Genomic DNA, 15930 nt, shown 5'->3' with positions numbered 1-15930 from the left:
GCTATCGGCGGGCCGGCCACCGGTGCCGGCCGTGCAGCCACCGGCTCAGGGCCCCGCGCAGCCTGCCGTGGGCCGGATGTCCGGCCACGACGGCCCGGAACCGCCGGTAGTCGCGCAGCTCCCGCGCGACCTCCCGGTCGTGGCTGCCGGGTGCCGGTGGAGCGGCCTCCCCGTGCTGCGAGGCCCGGTAGCTGTCCAGGAGGTACTGCTGGGTGATGCTCATGACCGATCGCCTCTCGGGAACGAGGGATGGGATCCGAAGCCCCGCGCGAACTGCCCCGGTCGTCCCAGGCTGCGCCTGATCACAGCGGCTGTCGCCTCGATTGACGGCCGTCGTCAATCGGCGGCGGCCGCTGTCGGTGGCGAGGTGCACCATGGGGACATGAGCGTGCACATCGACATCCGCGGCCTGCGGCCGGAGCGGGTCGCCGTCGTGCCGTCGCCGCTGGCCGAGCTGGGGATGGCGCTGCACGCGCTGGCGGAGCCGGGGCACCACCCCGGGCTCCAGGGCTGGGCGACGGGGGTGACCGCCGGGCTCGATCCCCATCTCGCGGACCGGATGTGCGAGGCGGACTTCCTGTGGCGCACGACGTTCTCGGACCTGTTCCTGCCGTGCGCGGGCATCCCGGGCGGGGCCTCGGTGCCGGGCGCGACGCTCGCCGAGGACCTGGACCTGCTGGACAAGCTCACCGACGAGCAGTTCGTGGACGCGGCCCTGGAGTTCACCTGCGCGCTCGCGTACAGCTCCGAGGGGCCGCACGCCCTCTCCGATCCCGAGGTGCAGCGGCGTGCCGTCGATCTGGCCGCCTCGCGCGGGCCGCAGCAGACGCGGTTCACCGAGCGGCTGCTGGTGGACCCTCCGGGGGTGCGGGCCTGGCTGCGGCAGTTCCTGGAGGACTGCGACGAGGCCTTCTTCGCCGAGACCTGGTCCCGGCTGCGCCACCCGCTGGCAGCGGAGGCCCGTCACAAGACGGATCTGCTCCGGCACAAGGGCCTGCCCGAGGCGCTGGCCTCCGTCTCCTCCGCCCTGTCCCTGGACGAGACGGCGCGGATCATCACCGTCGACAAGCTGACCGAGGGGAGCACGGTGGTCACGGCGGACGGCGGTCTGCTGCTGGTCCCCACCAGCCTCGGCCGTCCGCACCTCATGGTGCTGCACCGCTATCGGTGGCAGCCGGTGCTGCACTACCCCGTCAGTTCCCCCGAGCTCTCCGCCCCGCCCTCCGTCGAGCAGCTCACGCTGCGGATGACCGCCCTGTCCCACCCGGTCCGGATGCGCATCTGCCGTCATCTGGCACGCAGCGCGTACACCACCGGCGAGCTCGCCCAGGTGCACGGGATGACCGCGCCGGAGATATCCCGGCATCTGGGCGTGCTCAAGAAGGCGGGCCTGATCACCACGCGGCGCCGCGGCCGCTATGTGCTGCACCAGCTCGACGTCGGCGTGGTGGCCCGCCTGGGCAGCGATTTCCTGGAGGGGATCCTGCGCTGAGGGTGTGCGGCCGGCCCGGGCGAGAGCCCGGGAGCGGCTCGGACGGGGGTGGGTCGGACGGGGGGGTGGGTCGGGGCCGCGCCGGTACATCCGCCCGTCGCCGTTGGACAAGATGTGACCGTCGGTGGCGACGGGCATGTGACGTACCGGCACGGCCCCTCGCGCCGGATCCCGACTGCGGGCGCGTCGTGGTGGCGAAAGCCCGGGGGCGGCTCGGGCAGAAGCCCTGGGGCGGCTCGGGCGAAAGCCCGGGGGCGGCTCGGGCAGAAGCCCTGGGCGGGATCAGTCGAGGCGGATGTGGCGCAGGCTCGTGCGTGCCCGCCGCAGGCGCCCGCGCAGCACCCCGTCCCGGTTCGGCGTGAGCGTCAGCCCCGCGAGGACCGCTATCCGGTCGGCGGTCCTGGCGACGGTCGTCTCGTCGGTCCACAGATGCTCGGCGAACTCCGGCTCGCGCAGCCGCTCCAGACAGTGGTCCAGCTGCCCCACGGCCCAGCTCTCGCGCCGCAGGGGGGCGTCCTTCCCGGCGACGCGGGCGACCAAGCGCCCGAAGCCGCGTTCGCGCAGCCGCCGAAGGACGGTCTCGCGCTCGGCCAGCAGCGTGAAGTGCCGTACGTCGTGGCCCAGTTCACGCAGCCGCCCGACCGTCTCCGCGAAGTGCACGGGGTTCGTGACCGTCATGGGGGCGATGACCGCGCCGTCCCGTTCGCGGAGCGCGAGGTCGAGCACCTCGACCACACCCTGCCGCCAGGACACCAAGTCCTGGAAATCGCCGCGGAGTTCGGGCGGAAGCATGCGGCGCAGGCCGAAACCGGCGTGTTCCGGATCGCAGATGACGCTGCCCGGCAGCCTGCGCTGGATCTCGTGTGCGGTCTGTGTCTTGCCGCCCCCGAAGGGCCCGTTGATCCACAGGAGCATGCGCCGACCCTAGTGCGCGCCGGTCACGTCCCGGTCACGCGAAGACCGGCTCCACCGGGAAACCGTGCCCCGCCCCGGCCGCCGCTCGTACGGCACCGGCCGCGGGGTGTGCCTTCGGGCGTCAGCCGAGCCCGCCCGCCCGGACGAGCCCCGTCTCGTAGGCGAGGACGACCACCTGGACCCGGTCACGCAGGCCGAGCTTGGTGAGGATGCGCCCGACGTGGGTCTTCACGGTGGCCTCCGAGAGGACGAGGCGGGCCGCGATCTCCCCGTTGGACAGGCCCTGCGCGACCAGGATCATGACCTCGCGCTCGCGCTCGGTGAGCCGCTCCAGACCCTTGTGCCGGGGCTCCTTGCCGGCGTTGGGCAGCAGCGGCGCGAACCGGTCGAGCAGGCGCCGGGTGGTGGACGGCGCGACCACGGCGTCGCCGCTGTGCACGGAACGGATGGCGGCGAGCAGCTCTCCCGGGGGCACGTCCTTGAGCATGAAGCCGGAGGCACCCGCCTTCAGTCCGGAGAACGCGTACTCGTCGAGGTCGAAGGTGGTGAGGATCAGGACCTTCGGCGGGTTCGGGTCCGAGCAGATGCGGCGGGTGGTCTCCACGCCGTCCAGCTTCGGCATGCGTACGTCCATCAGGACCACGTCGACCTCGGTGGCGCCCAGTACCTGCAGGGCCTCGACGCCGTCGCCCGCCTCGGCCACGACCTCCATGTCCGGCTGGGCATCGAGCACCATCCGGAAGCCGGTGCGCAGCAGCACCTGGTCGTCGACGAGCATCACGCGGATCGCCATCGGGGGCCTTTCACTTCGTCGGGGCCGGTCGTCGGGACCGGTGTGTACAGGTGTCAGTGGGCCGCTTTGAGGGGCAGCAGGGCGCTGATGCGGAACCCCCCGCCGGGCCGCGGCCCCGCGTCCAGGGTGCCGCCGACCATGCCGACACGCTCCCGCATGCCGATCAGGCCGTGACCCTGCCCGTCGGCGCCGCCCTCCTCGTACAGCTCGTGGGGGGCGCCCTTGCCGTCGTCCTCGACGAGCAGGCCGAGGCCGTCGTCGAAGTACACCAGACGGACGCTGGCGCCCGCGTTCGGGCCTCCGTGCTTGCGGGTGTTGGTCAGCGCCTCCTGGACGATGCGGTACGCCGTGAGCTCCACACCGCTGGGCAGCGGGCGCGGGGTGCCCTCCACCTTGAAGTCGACCGGCAGGCCCGAGGTGCGGCACTGCTCGATGAGGTCGTCGAGCTGCTCGACGTCGGGCTGCGGCACGTACTCGCCGCCCTCCTGGTGCTCGCCGGTGCGCAGCACTCCGAGCAGCCGGCGCATCTCGGCGAGAGCCTGCCTGCCGGTCCCCGAGATGGTCTCCAGCGCCTTCCTGGCCTGGTCGGGGGCCGTGTCCATGACGTACGCGGCGCCGTCGGCCTGGACCACCATCACCGAGACGTTGTGCGCGACGACGTCGTGCAGCTCGCGCGCGATCCGGGCGCGCTCGGCGGCGACCGCGACCTTGGACTGCGCCTCGCGCTCCTTCTCCAGACGGGCGGCCCGCTCCTCCAGCTGCGCGAGGTAGGCGCGGCGGGTGCGGATCGAGTCGCCAAGCACCCAGGCGAGCGCGAACGGAACGGTCTGGAAGATCGCTATGAAGACACCGCCCGGCCCGCTGGCCTCGGTGGGCCAGCGGAGCTGCGCGAGCGTGCCCGCGCACAGGCCGCCGATCAGCGCGAGCCGGGAGGCCCAGCGGGCACCGTCCGCAGCGACCGTGTAGATGATCACCAGCATCGCGAAGTCCTCGGGCGCCGACGGGACGTCCAGGACCAGTTGTGCCAGGCCCGCCGCCACGGCCAGGACCAGCATCTTCTCCGGCATGCGGCGGCGCAGCGCGACGACCGCGCTCAGCACGACGGCGATCGGGAGCGCCGTGGCGGCCGACGACGGACCCGTCGCGGCGCCGTTGACATTGCTGATGCTCACCCAGGAGATCCCGAGGAGGGCGACGGCCCAGAAGCTGTCGACCCATGTCGGGTACCTGCGGAGAAGGTCATAGAGGCGCTGCACGTAACCCAGAGTAGGGAGGCGCGCGGTGTGCCCGGGTCAACCGGAGGACCGATCCGGGGCCGCCCCTCGTACTCCCCAAGGTGGATGCCCCTCGCTCCGGAACGCCCAAAAGGTGCCTTCCGCACCGATCCGGACCGGACGGCCCGGCCCGGCCCGGCCAGCGGGACAGCCCTTAGCCTGACCCCGTGGAACGTGCGGCGGCGGGTGAGTGGCGTGGGTGGCGCGAGGCGACGGAAACGGCGCTGTACGGCCCGGGGGGCTTCTATCGCCGGACCGAGGGACCGGCCGGGCATTTCCGGACCTCGGTGCACGCCTCCCCGCTGTTCGCGGGGGCCGTGGCGCGCCTGCTGTGCCGCCTCGACGCGGCCCTCGGCCACCCGGATCCGCTGGCGTTCGTCGACATGGCCGCCGGCCGCGGCGAGCTGGTGACCGGGGTCCTCGCCGCTCTCCCCGCCGACGTGGCCGGCCGTGTACGCGGGTACGCCGTCGAGCGGGCGGAGAGGCCTGCCGGCCTCGACCGGCGGATCTCGTGGCTCACCGAGCCGCCGACCGGGATCACCGGGCTGCTGTTCGCCAACGAGTGGCTGGACAACGTGCCCGTGGACGTCGCCGAGGCCGGCCCGGACCGGGTGCCGCGGCGGGTCCTCGTCCGCGGCGACGGAACCGAACGTCTCGGGGAGCCCGTCACCGGGGAGGACGCCCGGTGGCTGCGGAACTGGTGGTGGCCGCCGGCCGGCGACCGGCCCGCGCCGGGAGCGCGGGCGGACCCCGAACCCGCACAGGAAGCACACCGAACACCGGGGGCGGACGGCTCTCCCGAAGCGCCCCTGGCGCCCGTCGAGGGGGCCCGTGCCGAGATCGGGCTCCCCCGGGACCTCGCCTGGGCCTCCGCCGTGGCCACGCTCGACCGGGGCCTCGCCGTCGCCGTCGACTACGCGCACGTCGCGGGCGGGCGGCCGCCCTTCGGGACACTCACCGGCTTCCGGGAGGGACGCGAGACGGCGCCGGTGCCGGACGGCTCGTGCGACATCACCGCGCATGTGGCACTCGACGCGTGCGCGCTGCCCGGGGGCCGCGTGGTGACCCAGCGCGCGGCGCTGCGCGCGCTGGGCGTGAGCGGCGCCCGCCCCCCGCTCGCCCTGGCGACGACGGACCCGGCCGCCTATGTGCGCGCCCTCGCGGGTGCCGGGCAGGCGGCGGAACTCACCGCGCCGGGCGGGCTGGGCGACTTCGGCTGGCTGCTCCAGCCCGTCGGCTTCCCCGACCGGTTCCCCGACTCCCCCGACGCCGTCCTGCGCGACGCCCTACTTGTCGATGTCCCCGACCACGAAGAACAGTGACCCCAGGATCGCCACCATGTCGGCGACCAGCGTCCCGGGGAGCAGTTCGGTGAGCGCCTGGATGTTGTTGAAGGAGGCGGAGCGCAGCTTCAGCCGGTACGGGGTCTTCTCGCCCTTGCTGACGAGGTAGTAGCCGTTGATGCCGAGGGGGTTCTCGGTCCAGGCGTACGTGTGTCCCTCGGGTGCCTTCAGGACCTTCGGCAGACGCTGGTTGACCGGGCCGGGCGCGAGCTCGGCCAGCCGGTCGAGACAGGCGTCCGCGAGGTCCAGGGAGTTGTGCGTCTGCTCCAGGAGGCACTCGAAGCGGGCCAGGCAGTCGCCCTCCTCGCGCGTGACGACCTTCAGGGTGTCCTGGAGCTCCCCGTACGCGAGGTAGGGCTCGTCGCGGCGCAGGTCGAAGTCGACGCCGGAGGCCCGCGCGATGGGACCGCTCACGCCGTACGCGTGCACGGCCTCCGGCGAGAGGACGCCCACATCGCGCGTACGCCCCCGGAAGATCTCGTTGCCGAGCACCAGGTCGTCGTACACGTCCATCCGCGTGCGCAGCGCGGCGACGCAGGCACGCGCGCGGGTGGCCCATCCGGCCGGAAGGTCCTCCTTGAGACCGCCGACGCGGTTGAACATGTAGTGCATGCGCCCGCCGGAGATCTCCTCCATGACGTGCTGGAGCTCCTCGCGCTCCGTGAAGGCGTAGAAGATCGGGGTGATCCCGCCCAGCTCCAGGGGATAGGAGCCGAGGAACATCAGGTGGTTGAGGACCCGGTTGAGTTCCGCGAGCAGCGTGCGCATCCACACCGCGCGCGGGGGGACCTCCATGCCGAGCATCCGCTCCACGGCGAGGACGACGCCCAGCTCGTTCGAGAAGGCCGACAGCCAGTCGTGGCGGTTGGCGAGCATGATGATCTGGCGGTAGTCGCGCGCCTCGAAGAGCTTCTCGGCGCCGCGGTGCATATAGCCGATGACCGGCTCCGCGTGCTGGATCCGCTCACCGTCGAGTACGAGCCGCAGGCGCAGCACGCCATGGGTCGAGGGGTGCTGGGGGCCGATGTTGAGCACCATGTCGGTGCTCTCGGCAGCGCCGCCGATGCCGACCATGGTCTCCGTCGTGGGAGTCATGGCCACAGTCTCTCGTACGTACGCTTGCTCCATGGAAACGGGGAGCGCGCGGACCGAGAAGAGCGCGCCGGGGGAGCCGGTCTGGACCGGACTGCCTCCGGGGCTGCTGCGCATGCGACGACTGCTGCTGGTGGTGTGGCTGGGACTCCTGACGGTCGCCGTCGGCCTGCTCCTCGCTCTGTTCGCCGGTCCGGGCTGGGCGGCCTTCGCCCTGCTGCCGCCCGCCCTCGCCGCCTGGGGCTGGCGCATGCTGGGGCGCAACTGGAGCTCCTGGCGGTACGCGGAACGCGCGGACGACCTGCTGATCAGCCGGGGGGTGCTGTGGCGTGAGGAGACCGTGGTGCCGTACGGGCGCATGCAGCTCGTCGAGGTGACCTCCGGGCCCCTGGAACGCCACTTCGGGCTGGCCGGCGTGCAGCTGCACACGGCCGCCGCGGCCACCGACGCGCGCATCCCGGGTCTCGACCCGGCCGAGGCCGAGCGGCTGCGCGACCGGCTGACCGAACTGGGCGAGGCACGATCGGCGGGCCTGTGAGCACGGCCTCCCCGGACTCCTCGGGGCACCCGTCCGCCGCGCCCGCGCCCGGCGCCCTCCCCGGCGCGACGGCCGTGCCGGACGACCAGGGTCCCGTACCGGAGGAGAAGCCCCTGAAACCGCTGTCCGAGCGGCGGTTGCACCCCGTGACCCCGTTCCGGCGAGCCTGGGCGCCGGTGGCCGTCCTCGCGGGCTGGGCCGTCCACGACCCGGGCCAGGCACAGGAACAGCTCGCCCGGCTCACGACGACCGTGCTGCTCCTGGGGTTCGCCGTGATCGTTCCGGGCGCCGCCCTCTACGGCTTCATGAGCTGGTGGTTCACGCATTTCGCGGTGACCGACACCGAACTGCGCATCCGCACCGGCCTGTTGTTCCGCCGCACCGCCCACATCCGGCTCGAACGGCTCCAGGCCGTCGACATCACCCAGCCGCTGCTGGCCCGCGTCGCGGGCGTCGCCAAACTGAAGCTCGATGTCGTCGGGACCGACAAGAAGGACGAGCTGGCCTATCTGGGCGAGGGCGACGCCCGCAAGCTGCGTGCCGAACTCCTCGCCCGGGCGGCCGGGTTCGCGCCCGAGTCCGCCCACGAGGTCGGCGAGGCACCGGTCCGGCAGCTCCTGCACGTCCCGCCCGGCGTCCTGGCCGCCTCCCTGCTGCTCACCGGTGCCACCTGGGCCTCCCTGGTCGCCGCGCTCGTCGTGCCCACGCTGCTGTGGTTCGCCACGCACAGCGCCTGGACGGTCCTCGCGACCGGACTGCCCCTGCTCGGCGCGGCGGGCGCGAGCAGCGTCGGGCGGTTCGTCGGTGAGTACGACTGGACGGTGGGCGAGTCGCCCGACGGCCTGCGCATCGATCACGGGCTCCTGGACCGGACGCACGAAACGGTGCCGCCCGGACGCGTGCAGACCGTACGGATCGTCGAACCCCTGCTGTGGCGCGGCAGATGGGTGCGGGTCGAGCTGGACGTGGCCGGGTCCTCGAACTCGGTCCTCGTGCCCGTCGCTCCGCGCGAGGTCGCCGAGGCCGTGATCGCCGCCGTGCTGCCCGGTGTGACCGTTCCCGCGTCACTGGACCGGCCGCCGCGGCGGGCCGGCTGGTGCGTGCCGTTCTGGTGGCGCGGGTACGGACTCGCCGTCACCGGCACCGTGTTCGCCGCGCGCCGCGGGCTGTTGCGGCGCCGCCTCTTCCTCGTCCCGCACGCCAAGGCGCAGAGCGTCCGGCTGACCCAGGGGCCCTGGGAGCGCTTCAAGGGGCTCGCCGACGTCCACATCGACGCCGGTGCCGGCAGGACGGTGACCGCGCGGCTGCGGGATGCCGCCGAGGCGGCGGAGCTCCTCCAGGCACAGGCGGACCGGTCCCGCACGGGACGGCGGGAAGCCCGGCCGGACCGGTGGATGGCCTGAGGGCCGCCGGGGCGGGGTCGGTACAGGTGCCGTTGACGTCCGGTGGGGACGGGCCGGGTGACGCGGGCCTTCACCGGGGGAGCGGGAACGGGTGAGGGAGCGGGAACGGGTGAGGGAGCGGGAACGGGTGAGGGAGCGGGAACGGGTGAGGGAGCGGGAACGGGTGAGGGCAGTGGCGTCGCGCCACTGCCCTCATTTCGTCACGCCTGCCCGGCGGGAGCGTGCGGCTCAGGAAGCCGCGCTCCGCAGCCCGGTCATGTCGATGTGCTCGGTCTCGTCGTGCTCGGTCAGGTCGATGACCTGGCGGTCGGCACCGTCCGTGGCCTCGCCCGCGGGCTTGGACCCGGACTCGGCCTGGTGCACGGCGAGCGCCTCCTGGCCGACCACGTCGGCGAGGTCCTCGTTCTGCACGGCCTCCATCGCGGCGGCGTCGGACTGCTCCGCCTGCGTACCGAAGAAGTCGAACCCTCCCTCGACCGAGGGGCGCCGCACGGGCGCGGTGTGCGGGACGACGGCCACCGCGGTCGGCACGGTGAAGTGCCCCGAGCGCTGGGCCGACTTGGCGGGCGGAAGCGCCGCCCGCGCCGGCGGTGCCGTCACGGCCCGGCGGGACGTCTCGGGTGCGACGGCGGTCGGAGACTCTGCCTCGGCGGCCGCGCGCTGGTGCTCGCGGGCCGCCTCGGGCTTCCCCTGCGCCCCACCCGCCTCCGCGACGGAATCCGCGGACGGACCCGTCTCGGTGGCCGGAGCTCTGTGCGGGGCGGCCTCGCCGTGCGTGACCGCGTCCCGCTCGGCCGCCGGGTCCCTGGTCGCGACCAGTTCCTTCGTGGCGGCCGCGCCCTTCCGCATCGCCGCGCGCTGCTTGGCCGCCGTGTCCCTCCTGACGGCCGCGTCCAGCGCGGACCCGCCCGGCGCGGGCACGTCGTTGAGGGACCTGGCCGTCGACGAGCGGGCGTCGGGGACCTGGACCGAGTCGGTGCCGGGGTCCGCGTCCGGCAGCGCGAGGGCCACGGACGTCGAAGCCGTCCGGGCCTCGGCGCCCTCCGCCTCCCGGCCGTCGCCTGCACTACGGCTCAACGCCGCTCCGGCCCGCAGGAAGAGCGACGACCCGGCCGGGGAGAAGACCTCGGAGGACTCGTCGGTCCCGGTCCCGGCTTCCGCCCTCGCGTCCTCGTCGTCCTCCGCGTCCGGCGCGACCGTGTCCTCGTCCGGCGCCATGAAGGCCTCGATGGCATCCGACCCGCTTACGGACGCGGACACCCCGTCCCGGGGACCCTCGGGCTGTGCGGTCTCTCCGGACGCCTCGGACTTCGCCGGTCCCTCGGACGCGTCCGGTCCTCCGGACGTCTCGCCCGTCTCGCCCGTCTCGGGCGCGTCCGGAGCTCCGGAGGAGTCCGTGGAGTCCGTGTCGTGGGCTTCCGGCGTGCCGGAGAGATCCTCGGTCTCGACCTCGTCCGGGGCCGTCCGCGCTGCCGGCAGGGCACGGGCCGGTACCGAAGCCTCTATGGCGAGCTGCCGGCGCCCCTCCAGGGCGGTGGCCCGCTCCGTCTCGGCCGTGGCGTACCGCCGCAGCAGGGCCGCGTGCTCGTTGCGCAGGCCGGCCAGCTCGGTGCGCTTGGCGCGCAGCTTCTGCTCCAGCTTGGCGCGCAGTTCGCGCGACTCCTCGAGATCCGTCTCCAGCTCGGCGACGCGTTCCTCATAACGCCACTCGTCGCTCGCACGCGCGCGCGTGAGGTCCGCGACGCGTTTGCCCGCGGCGCTGTCCCATTGGCGCAGGACGACCGCGCTGACGACCGCCGTCGCCGCCGCACCCGCGGCCAGGACACGGAGCGCGAACGCATCCGTGAACAGCCAGGGTCCTATGGCGCAGACGAGCGACACGCCGGCGATCGCCGAAGAAGGCAGCACCCTGTGCAAGGGCGGGGAATGGCGGTGGCGTCCACGTGGCATGGCCAGAAACTTACCGCGCGTAGGCGAATCTTGGTGCCCCGCACGGTAAAAACACAGTCTCCCCGGAGGCTTTGTCCTGTACCAAGCGCCTACAGGGCACACCGCTTGTCCCACAAAGCCCGTCACGCCCCCGATCGCACCGGCTCCCCGATCAATTCCGCCGCCTCCGAACGGTTCCCGAATCGTCATCTTCGGGCGCGGCATTCCCCCGGGGAGCGCCTTTCTCCGTACCGGACATCCCAATTCGTCCGCGGGGCCCGACGCGGCCCGGCGGGGCACCCCACGGACCGCCCGGGACCGCGCGGCGTCCGGGCCGCTCGACCCCCGCTCGACCCCCGCGCGGCACGCGTCAGCGGTCGCTCAGGCGTCCGCTGAGCCACTGGAGGGCACCCGGAATCTCCCGCCGCCAGGTGTTGAAGTTGTGGCCACCGCTGTCGAGGATGATCGACGAGATCCTGGTGGGCTTCTTCGATTTCACGAGGTCTATGAAGTCGAGCGTGGCTCTGTAGTTGGATTCGCCCACCTTGCTGCTGGTGACGAGGAGCGAGGTGTCCGGGGCGGGCTTGTTCCTCAGGTACCAGCGCAGATCGGCGCTGTCGCGCAAGGCCTTGTCGCCCCGGAAGAGGTCGCCCGTCGTGCGGTCGATCGGCGCCTTGTAGTACGGCGACAGGCCGACGCCGGCGGCATACGTCCCGGGGTGGTGGACGGCGAGTTTGAGCGCGCAGTACCCGCCCGTCGAATCGCCGATGATGCCCCAGCTCCGGGGCTTTGCGCCCACCCGGTAATGGGCCGACACGGCGTCGGGGAGGTCCTTGGCGAAGAAGGACTCCGTCTGCGGGCCGCCGGGGATGTCCACGCACTCGGTGTCCCGCGGCGGAGCGACGGTCGGCCGCAGCATCACCAGGATCATCGGCTGACTCCTGCCGCTCCTGACCAAACGATTCTCCGTCTGCGGGAAATGCAGGGCCTTGATGAGTGCCCGGGCCGTGCCGGGATAGCCCGTCAGCACGGTCACCGCCGGGAACGTACGGGTCCGGTACCGCGGCTGGAAGTACTCCGGCGGCAGATACACGTACGCCGGTGTGGCGATCCGGGTCGTACGGCCGACGATGTCGATCTTCTGGATCTGGCCGCCGCTCCGCGGCCGGGCACCGCCCGAGACGGTCATCTGCTCGGTGTCCACGACCTGGAGGGGGCCGCCGCCCGGACCGCTCGCGCCGTTGTGGTCGACGACCACGCCCTCGCCTCTCTCCCGGCCGAGAAGATCCGCCCAGCTGGCGTAGAACCCGAACGCCTGGTTGGCCGACAGCCCGATCGACGCGAACAGCATCACCTGGGTCGCCAGCAGCAGCCCGACACGCCCGCTGACGGACCGCCAGGTACGCCTGGCGAGCCGCGGCCACCACCACACCGTGCCGACGAAGAGCAGCACCGCGAGCAGGATCACCAGTACCAGCACCTTGTTGCTCGTGAGACCCATGAGCTGTTCCGCCTGCGCTTTCCGTCCCGGCCGTCCCACCCATTGGCGAGCGCTTGCCCTGGACTTTCCTTGCCTTTTGAACCGGCTTTCCTGAAGGGAGTGAACCTGTCTCCCCAAGACACCGTCCTAGAGGGCGCAATGTCGCCGGATGCCGGAATGGCGCCGGATTCACGGTCTCTCGCGGAACCACGGGATGCGATGTCTGTCAGGATAGATGGGGAATTGTCGGGTGGGGTTCCAGGCCGCACAGGCCGGACGCGGCGCGTACTGCGCGGTCCGAGCCCGGAGGCCGTCCCCGCCCTGATCGCCAGGGCCTGCACCCTCGTAGGGCTCCTGGACATCGCTGCGGGCGTCTTCCCGCGCTTCCGTCACAGCCGTATGCACGCCCTGGCCGAGGTGCTGCCCGGCTCGTTCGGGCCCTTCGCCGCGGCGCTGTCGCTCAGCGCCGGCGTGCTCCTGCTGCTGCTCGCCCACGGGCTGCGGCGCCGCAAGCGCCGGGCATGGCGCGCCGCGGTCCTGCTGCTGCCCGCGGGTGCCGCCGCGCAGTTCGCGTACCGCCACTCGGTGATCGGCGTCGTCATCTCGGCCGCGCTGCTCGCCCCGCTGCTGCGCCACCGCGACGAGTTCGCGGCGCTGCCCGATCCACGCAGCCGCTGGCGCGCGCTCGCCAACTTCGTTCTCATGGGCGCCGGTTCCCTCGTCCTCGGACTCGTCATCGTCAGCGTCCACGAGGACCGCATGATCGGCGACCCGAGCCTGGCCGACCGCATCAGTCACGTCCTGTACGGCCTGGTCGGCTTCGAGGGCCCCGTCGACTACGCGGGACCCACGTCCTGGACCGTCGCCTTCTCCCTCGGCGCGCTCGGCTGGCTCACCGCCGTCACCACCGTCTACTTCGCCTTCCGGCCCGAACACCCCGCCGCCCGCCTCACGGAGGACGACGAGGCCCGGCTGCGCGGACTCCTGGACCGGCACGGCGGCCGCGACTCCCTCGGCCACTTCGCGCTCCGCCGCGACAAGGCGGTCGTCTTCTCGCCCAGCGGCAAGGCGGCGGTCACCTACCGGGTCGTCTCCGGGGTGATGCTCGCCAGCGGCGACCCCATCGGCGACGTGGAGGCCTGGCCCGGCGCGATCGAGCGCTTCATGGACGAGGCCAGGGCGCACTCCTGGACACCCGCCGTCATGGGCTGCTCCGAGACCGGCGGCGAGGTGTGGACCCGCGAAACCGGCCTCGACGCCCTCGAACTCGGCGACGAGGCGGTGGTGGACGTCGCGGATTTCTCCCTGTCCGGGCGCGCGATGCGAAACGTGCGCCAGATGGTCAAGCGCATCGAGCGCGCCGGTTACGAGACCCGGGTACGGCGCATCCGTGACCTCGGCGAAGGCGAACTGGAGCGGATACGGCGCGCGGCGGAGGACTGGCGCGGCACCGACACCGAGCGAGGTTTCTCCATGGCGCTCGGCCGGATCGGTGACCCGTCGGACGGCGACTGTCTGATCGCCACGGCGCACAAGGCCGACGATCCGCCCGGCCCGTACGGCGATCTGAAGGCCGTCCTGCACTTCGTCCCGTGGGGCACGGACGGCGTGTCGCTCGACCTCATGCGCCGCGACCGCGCCGCCGACCCCGGTATGAACGAACTCCTCATCGTGGCGGCGCTCCAGGCGTCACCCCGCCTCGGCATCGACAAGATCTCGCTCAACTTCGCGATGTTCCGCTCGGCGCTCGCGCGCGGCGAGAAGATCGGCGCGGGGCCGGTGCTGCGCGCCTGGCGCGGACTGCTCGTGTTCCTGTCCCGCTGGTTCCAGATCGAGTCGCTGTACAAGTTCAACGCCAAGTTCCGCCCGCGCTGGGAGCCGCGCTTCGTGGTCTACGCCGCCTCCCGCGACCTCCCCCGCATCGGCCTCGCCGCCATGCAGGCCGAGGGCTTCGTGAACCTCGCCCTGCCCCGGATCCTGCGCCGCCGGGCACCGGCCCCGCGTCCCTGCGCCCACGCGGCGACGGAACGAGGGATCAGGGCGGCGTAGCCAGGCGGGCTCCGCCGGTCCCGCCCCCCGGGACCGGAGGAGGCCACGGGGCCCGTCAAGGGGCGATGAGGCCTCCCGTAAGAGGCCTAGGCTGGACGTATGAGTATTGAGCGCGGGCGCGGGCGAGTCGCGGGACTGCCGACGTGGGACCGCTGCGCGGTCATGGGGGTCGTGAACGTCACCCCCGATTCCTTCTCCGACGGCGGCCGCTGGTTCGACACGACGGCCGCGGTCAAGCACGGCCTCGGCCTGGTCGCCGAGGGTGCCGACCTCGTGGACGTGGGCGGCGAGTCCACCCGCCCCGGAGCCACCCGTGTCGACGAGGCCGAGGAGCTCAAGCGCGTCATCCCCGTCGTCCGCGGCCTCGCCTCCGAGGGCGTCACCGTCTCCGTGGACACGATGCGCGCCTCCGTCGCCGAGCGGTCGCTCGCCGCGGGCGCCGCCCTCGTCAACGACGTCAGCGGCGGCCTCGCCGACCCCGCGATGATCCCGGCCGTGGCGGCCGCGGGCGCCCCCTTCGTGGTCATGCACTGGCGCGGACTCCTGGCGGGTGGCAACGTCCAGGGGACGTACGAGGACGTCGTCTCCGAGGTCCTCGACGAACTCCGCGCGCGCGTGGAGGCCGTCCTGGAGGGCGGCATCGCCCCCGACCGCGTCGTCGTCGACCCCGGGCTCGGCTTCTCCAAGGACCCCGAGCACGACCTGGCCCTCCTGGCCCACCTCGACCGCCTGCGCGGCCTCGGGCACCCCCTGCTGGTCGCCGCCTCCCGCAAGCGTTTCCTCGGCCGCGTCCTGGCCGGCCCCGAGGGCGCCCCGCCTCCCGCGCGCGAGCGCGACGCCGCCACCGCCGCCGTCTCGGCGATCGCCGCCCGGCAGGGCGCCTGGGCGGTCCGCGTGCACGAGGTACGGGCCACCGCCGACGCCGTACGGGTCGCCCGCGCCGTCGAGGGAGCCCGCACCGGCGGGGCATCCGACGCCGCCGGCGGTCCGGCCGTCGAGGGCGCCCGGTGAGCACACCCCGTACCGACATCGAGCAGGTCGAACTCGCCAACACGGCGTACTACGAGGCGATGGAACGGGGTGACTTCGAGGAACTGACCTCGCTGTGGCTGGCCCCGCTGGACACCTCCGACGACGACTTCGAGGGCGAGGGCGCGGTCGTGTCCTGCGTCCACCCCGGCTGGCCCGTCCTCAACGGCCGCGGCGAGGTGCTCCGCTCGTACGCGCTGATCATGGCGAACACGGAGTACATCCAGTTCTTCCTCACCGACGTGCGCGTCTCCGTGTCCGGCGACACGGCCCTGGTGACCTGCACCGAGAACATCCTCAGCGGCGGTCCCGCGCCCGACGAGGGGGAAGAGCTCGGCCCGCTCGTCGGTCAGCTGGTCGTCGCCACGAACGTGTTCCGCCGTACCCCCGAGGGCTGGAAACTCTGGTCCCACCACGCCTCCCCCGTGCTGGCCGAGTCCGACGAGGAAGAAGACGAGGACACCGCCGGTTGAGTGGGTATGCGGCCCGGGGAGACCAATAGGTGATTGGAATCTCCGGTCCGGGGTAGGGGCGGCTACCAGCCCGTGAGCCGCAGCGTTCCCCGGGGGAAACGCCCGGTGAAGGCTTATGGC

The 15930-nt window shown here is 72.9% G+C and carries 14 protein-coding genes; 7 read left to right on the top strand and 7 right to left on the bottom strand.

All coding sequences use genetic code 11. The annotated features are described in order from the left end of the window. Position 1 precedes the first annotated feature (1 nt). Positions 2-223, bottom strand: a complete 222-nt coding sequence (locus OG410_RS23395; protein WP_328449744.1) for a hypothetical protein — start codon at positions 221-223, stop codon at positions 2-4. 159 nt (positions 224-382) lie between these two features. Between OG410_RS23395 and OG410_RS23390 the strand changes: the two genes are divergently transcribed. Further along, on the top strand, positions 383-1492 hold the full coding sequence (locus OG410_RS23390) for a DUF5937 family protein (RefSeq protein ID WP_329300996.1): 1110 nt from the start codon (positions 383-385) through the stop codon (positions 1490-1492). Between the two features lie 282 nt (positions 1493-1774). Here the strand turns inward: OG410_RS23390 and OG410_RS23385 are convergent, their stop codons facing one another. The 3 genes from OG410_RS23385 to OG410_RS23375 all read right to left on the bottom strand — a co-directional run bounded on the left by OG410_RS23385 (position 1775) and on the right by OG410_RS23375 (position 4456). Further along, on the bottom strand, positions 1775-2407 hold the full coding sequence (locus OG410_RS23385; protein WP_329300995.1) for an AAA family ATPase: 633 nt from the start codon (positions 2405-2407) through the stop codon (positions 1775-1777). A gap of 121 nt (positions 2408-2528) precedes the next feature. Then, a complete protein-coding gene (locus OG410_RS23380) occupies positions 2529-3200 on the bottom strand; it encodes a response regulator transcription factor (protein WP_329300994.1) in 672 nt (223 codons plus the stop codon). 53 nt (positions 3201-3253) lie between these two features. Further along, complete coding sequence (locus tag OG410_RS23375; protein ID WP_329300993.1) at positions 3254-4456, bottom strand: sensor histidine kinase; 1203 nt, start codon at positions 4454-4456, stop codon at positions 3254-3256. A 185-nt stretch (positions 4457-4641) separates the two neighbouring features. On the opposite strand from OG410_RS23375, the gene OG410_RS23370 reads away from it, so the two are divergent. Then, positions 4642-5796, top strand: a complete 1155-nt coding sequence (locus OG410_RS23370; RefSeq protein WP_329300992.1) for an SAM-dependent methyltransferase — start codon at positions 4642-4644, stop codon at positions 5794-5796. On the opposite strand, the gene OG410_RS23365 is transcribed toward OG410_RS23370, so the two are convergent. Continuing rightward, positions 5761-6912, bottom strand: coding sequence for an NADH-quinone oxidoreductase subunit D (locus OG410_RS23365; RefSeq protein WP_329300991.1), 1152 nt, complete (start codon positions 6910-6912; stop codon positions 5761-5763). The two genes, OG410_RS23370 and OG410_RS23365, sit on opposite strands and share 36 nt — an antisense overlap. 31 nt (positions 6913-6943) lie before the next feature. Here OG410_RS23365 and OG410_RS23360 point away from each other — a divergent pair, with 31 nt between their 5' ends. Further along, complete coding sequence (locus OG410_RS23360) at positions 6944-7447, top strand: PH domain-containing protein (protein WP_329300990.1); 504 nt, start codon at positions 6944-6946, stop codon at positions 7445-7447. A 74-nt stretch (positions 7448-7521) separates the two neighbouring features. Continuing rightward, entirely contained in the window at positions 7522-8850 is a 1329-nt protein-coding gene (locus OG410_RS23355; RefSeq protein ID WP_329304214.1) for a PH domain-containing protein, read from the top strand. 228 nt (positions 8851-9078) lie between these two features. On the opposite strand, the gene OG410_RS23350 is transcribed toward OG410_RS23355, so the two are convergent. Then, positions 9079-10800, bottom strand: coding sequence for a hypothetical protein (locus OG410_RS23350; RefSeq protein WP_329300989.1), 1722 nt, complete (start codon positions 10798-10800; stop codon positions 9079-9081). A 349-nt stretch (positions 10801-11149) separates the two neighbouring features. Beyond that, positions 11150-12280 carry an alpha/beta hydrolase gene (locus tag OG410_RS23345; protein ID WP_329300988.1) on the bottom strand — a complete coding sequence of 377 codons (1131 nt, stop codon included), beginning with the start codon at positions 12278-12280 and terminating at the stop codon, positions 11150-11152. Between the two features lie 198 nt (positions 12281-12478). Between OG410_RS23345 and OG410_RS23340 the strand changes: the two genes are divergently transcribed. The 3 genes from OG410_RS23340 (at position 12479) to OG410_RS23330 (ending at position 15810) form a co-directional block, all read left to right on the top strand. Further along, entirely contained in the window at positions 12479-14308 is a 1830-nt protein-coding gene (locus OG410_RS23340; protein WP_443063786.1) for a phosphatidylglycerol lysyltransferase domain-containing protein, read from the top strand. A 99-nt stretch (positions 14309-14407) separates the two neighbouring features. Continuing rightward, positions 14408-15319 carry a dihydropteroate synthase gene (gene folP / locus OG410_RS23335; RefSeq protein WP_329300986.1) on the top strand — a complete coding sequence of 304 codons (912 nt, stop codon included), beginning with the start codon at positions 14408-14410 and terminating at the stop codon, positions 15317-15319. After that, positions 15316-15810 (top strand): nuclear transport factor 2 family protein, encoded by a 495-nt coding sequence (locus tag OG410_RS23330; RefSeq protein ID WP_329300985.1) that lies wholly within the window; start codon positions 15316-15318, stop codon positions 15808-15810. The genes folP and OG410_RS23330 overlap by 4 nt, the downstream gene beginning before the upstream one ends. Positions 15811-15930: the final 120 nt, after the last annotated feature.

The organism is Streptomyces sp. NBC_00659 (assembly GCF_036226925.1).
In the GTDB taxonomy this organism is placed as follows: Bacteria; Actinomycetota; Actinomycetes; order Streptomycetales; family Streptomycetaceae; genus Streptomyces.
This window is presented reverse-complemented; position numbering and strand designations above follow the sequence as displayed.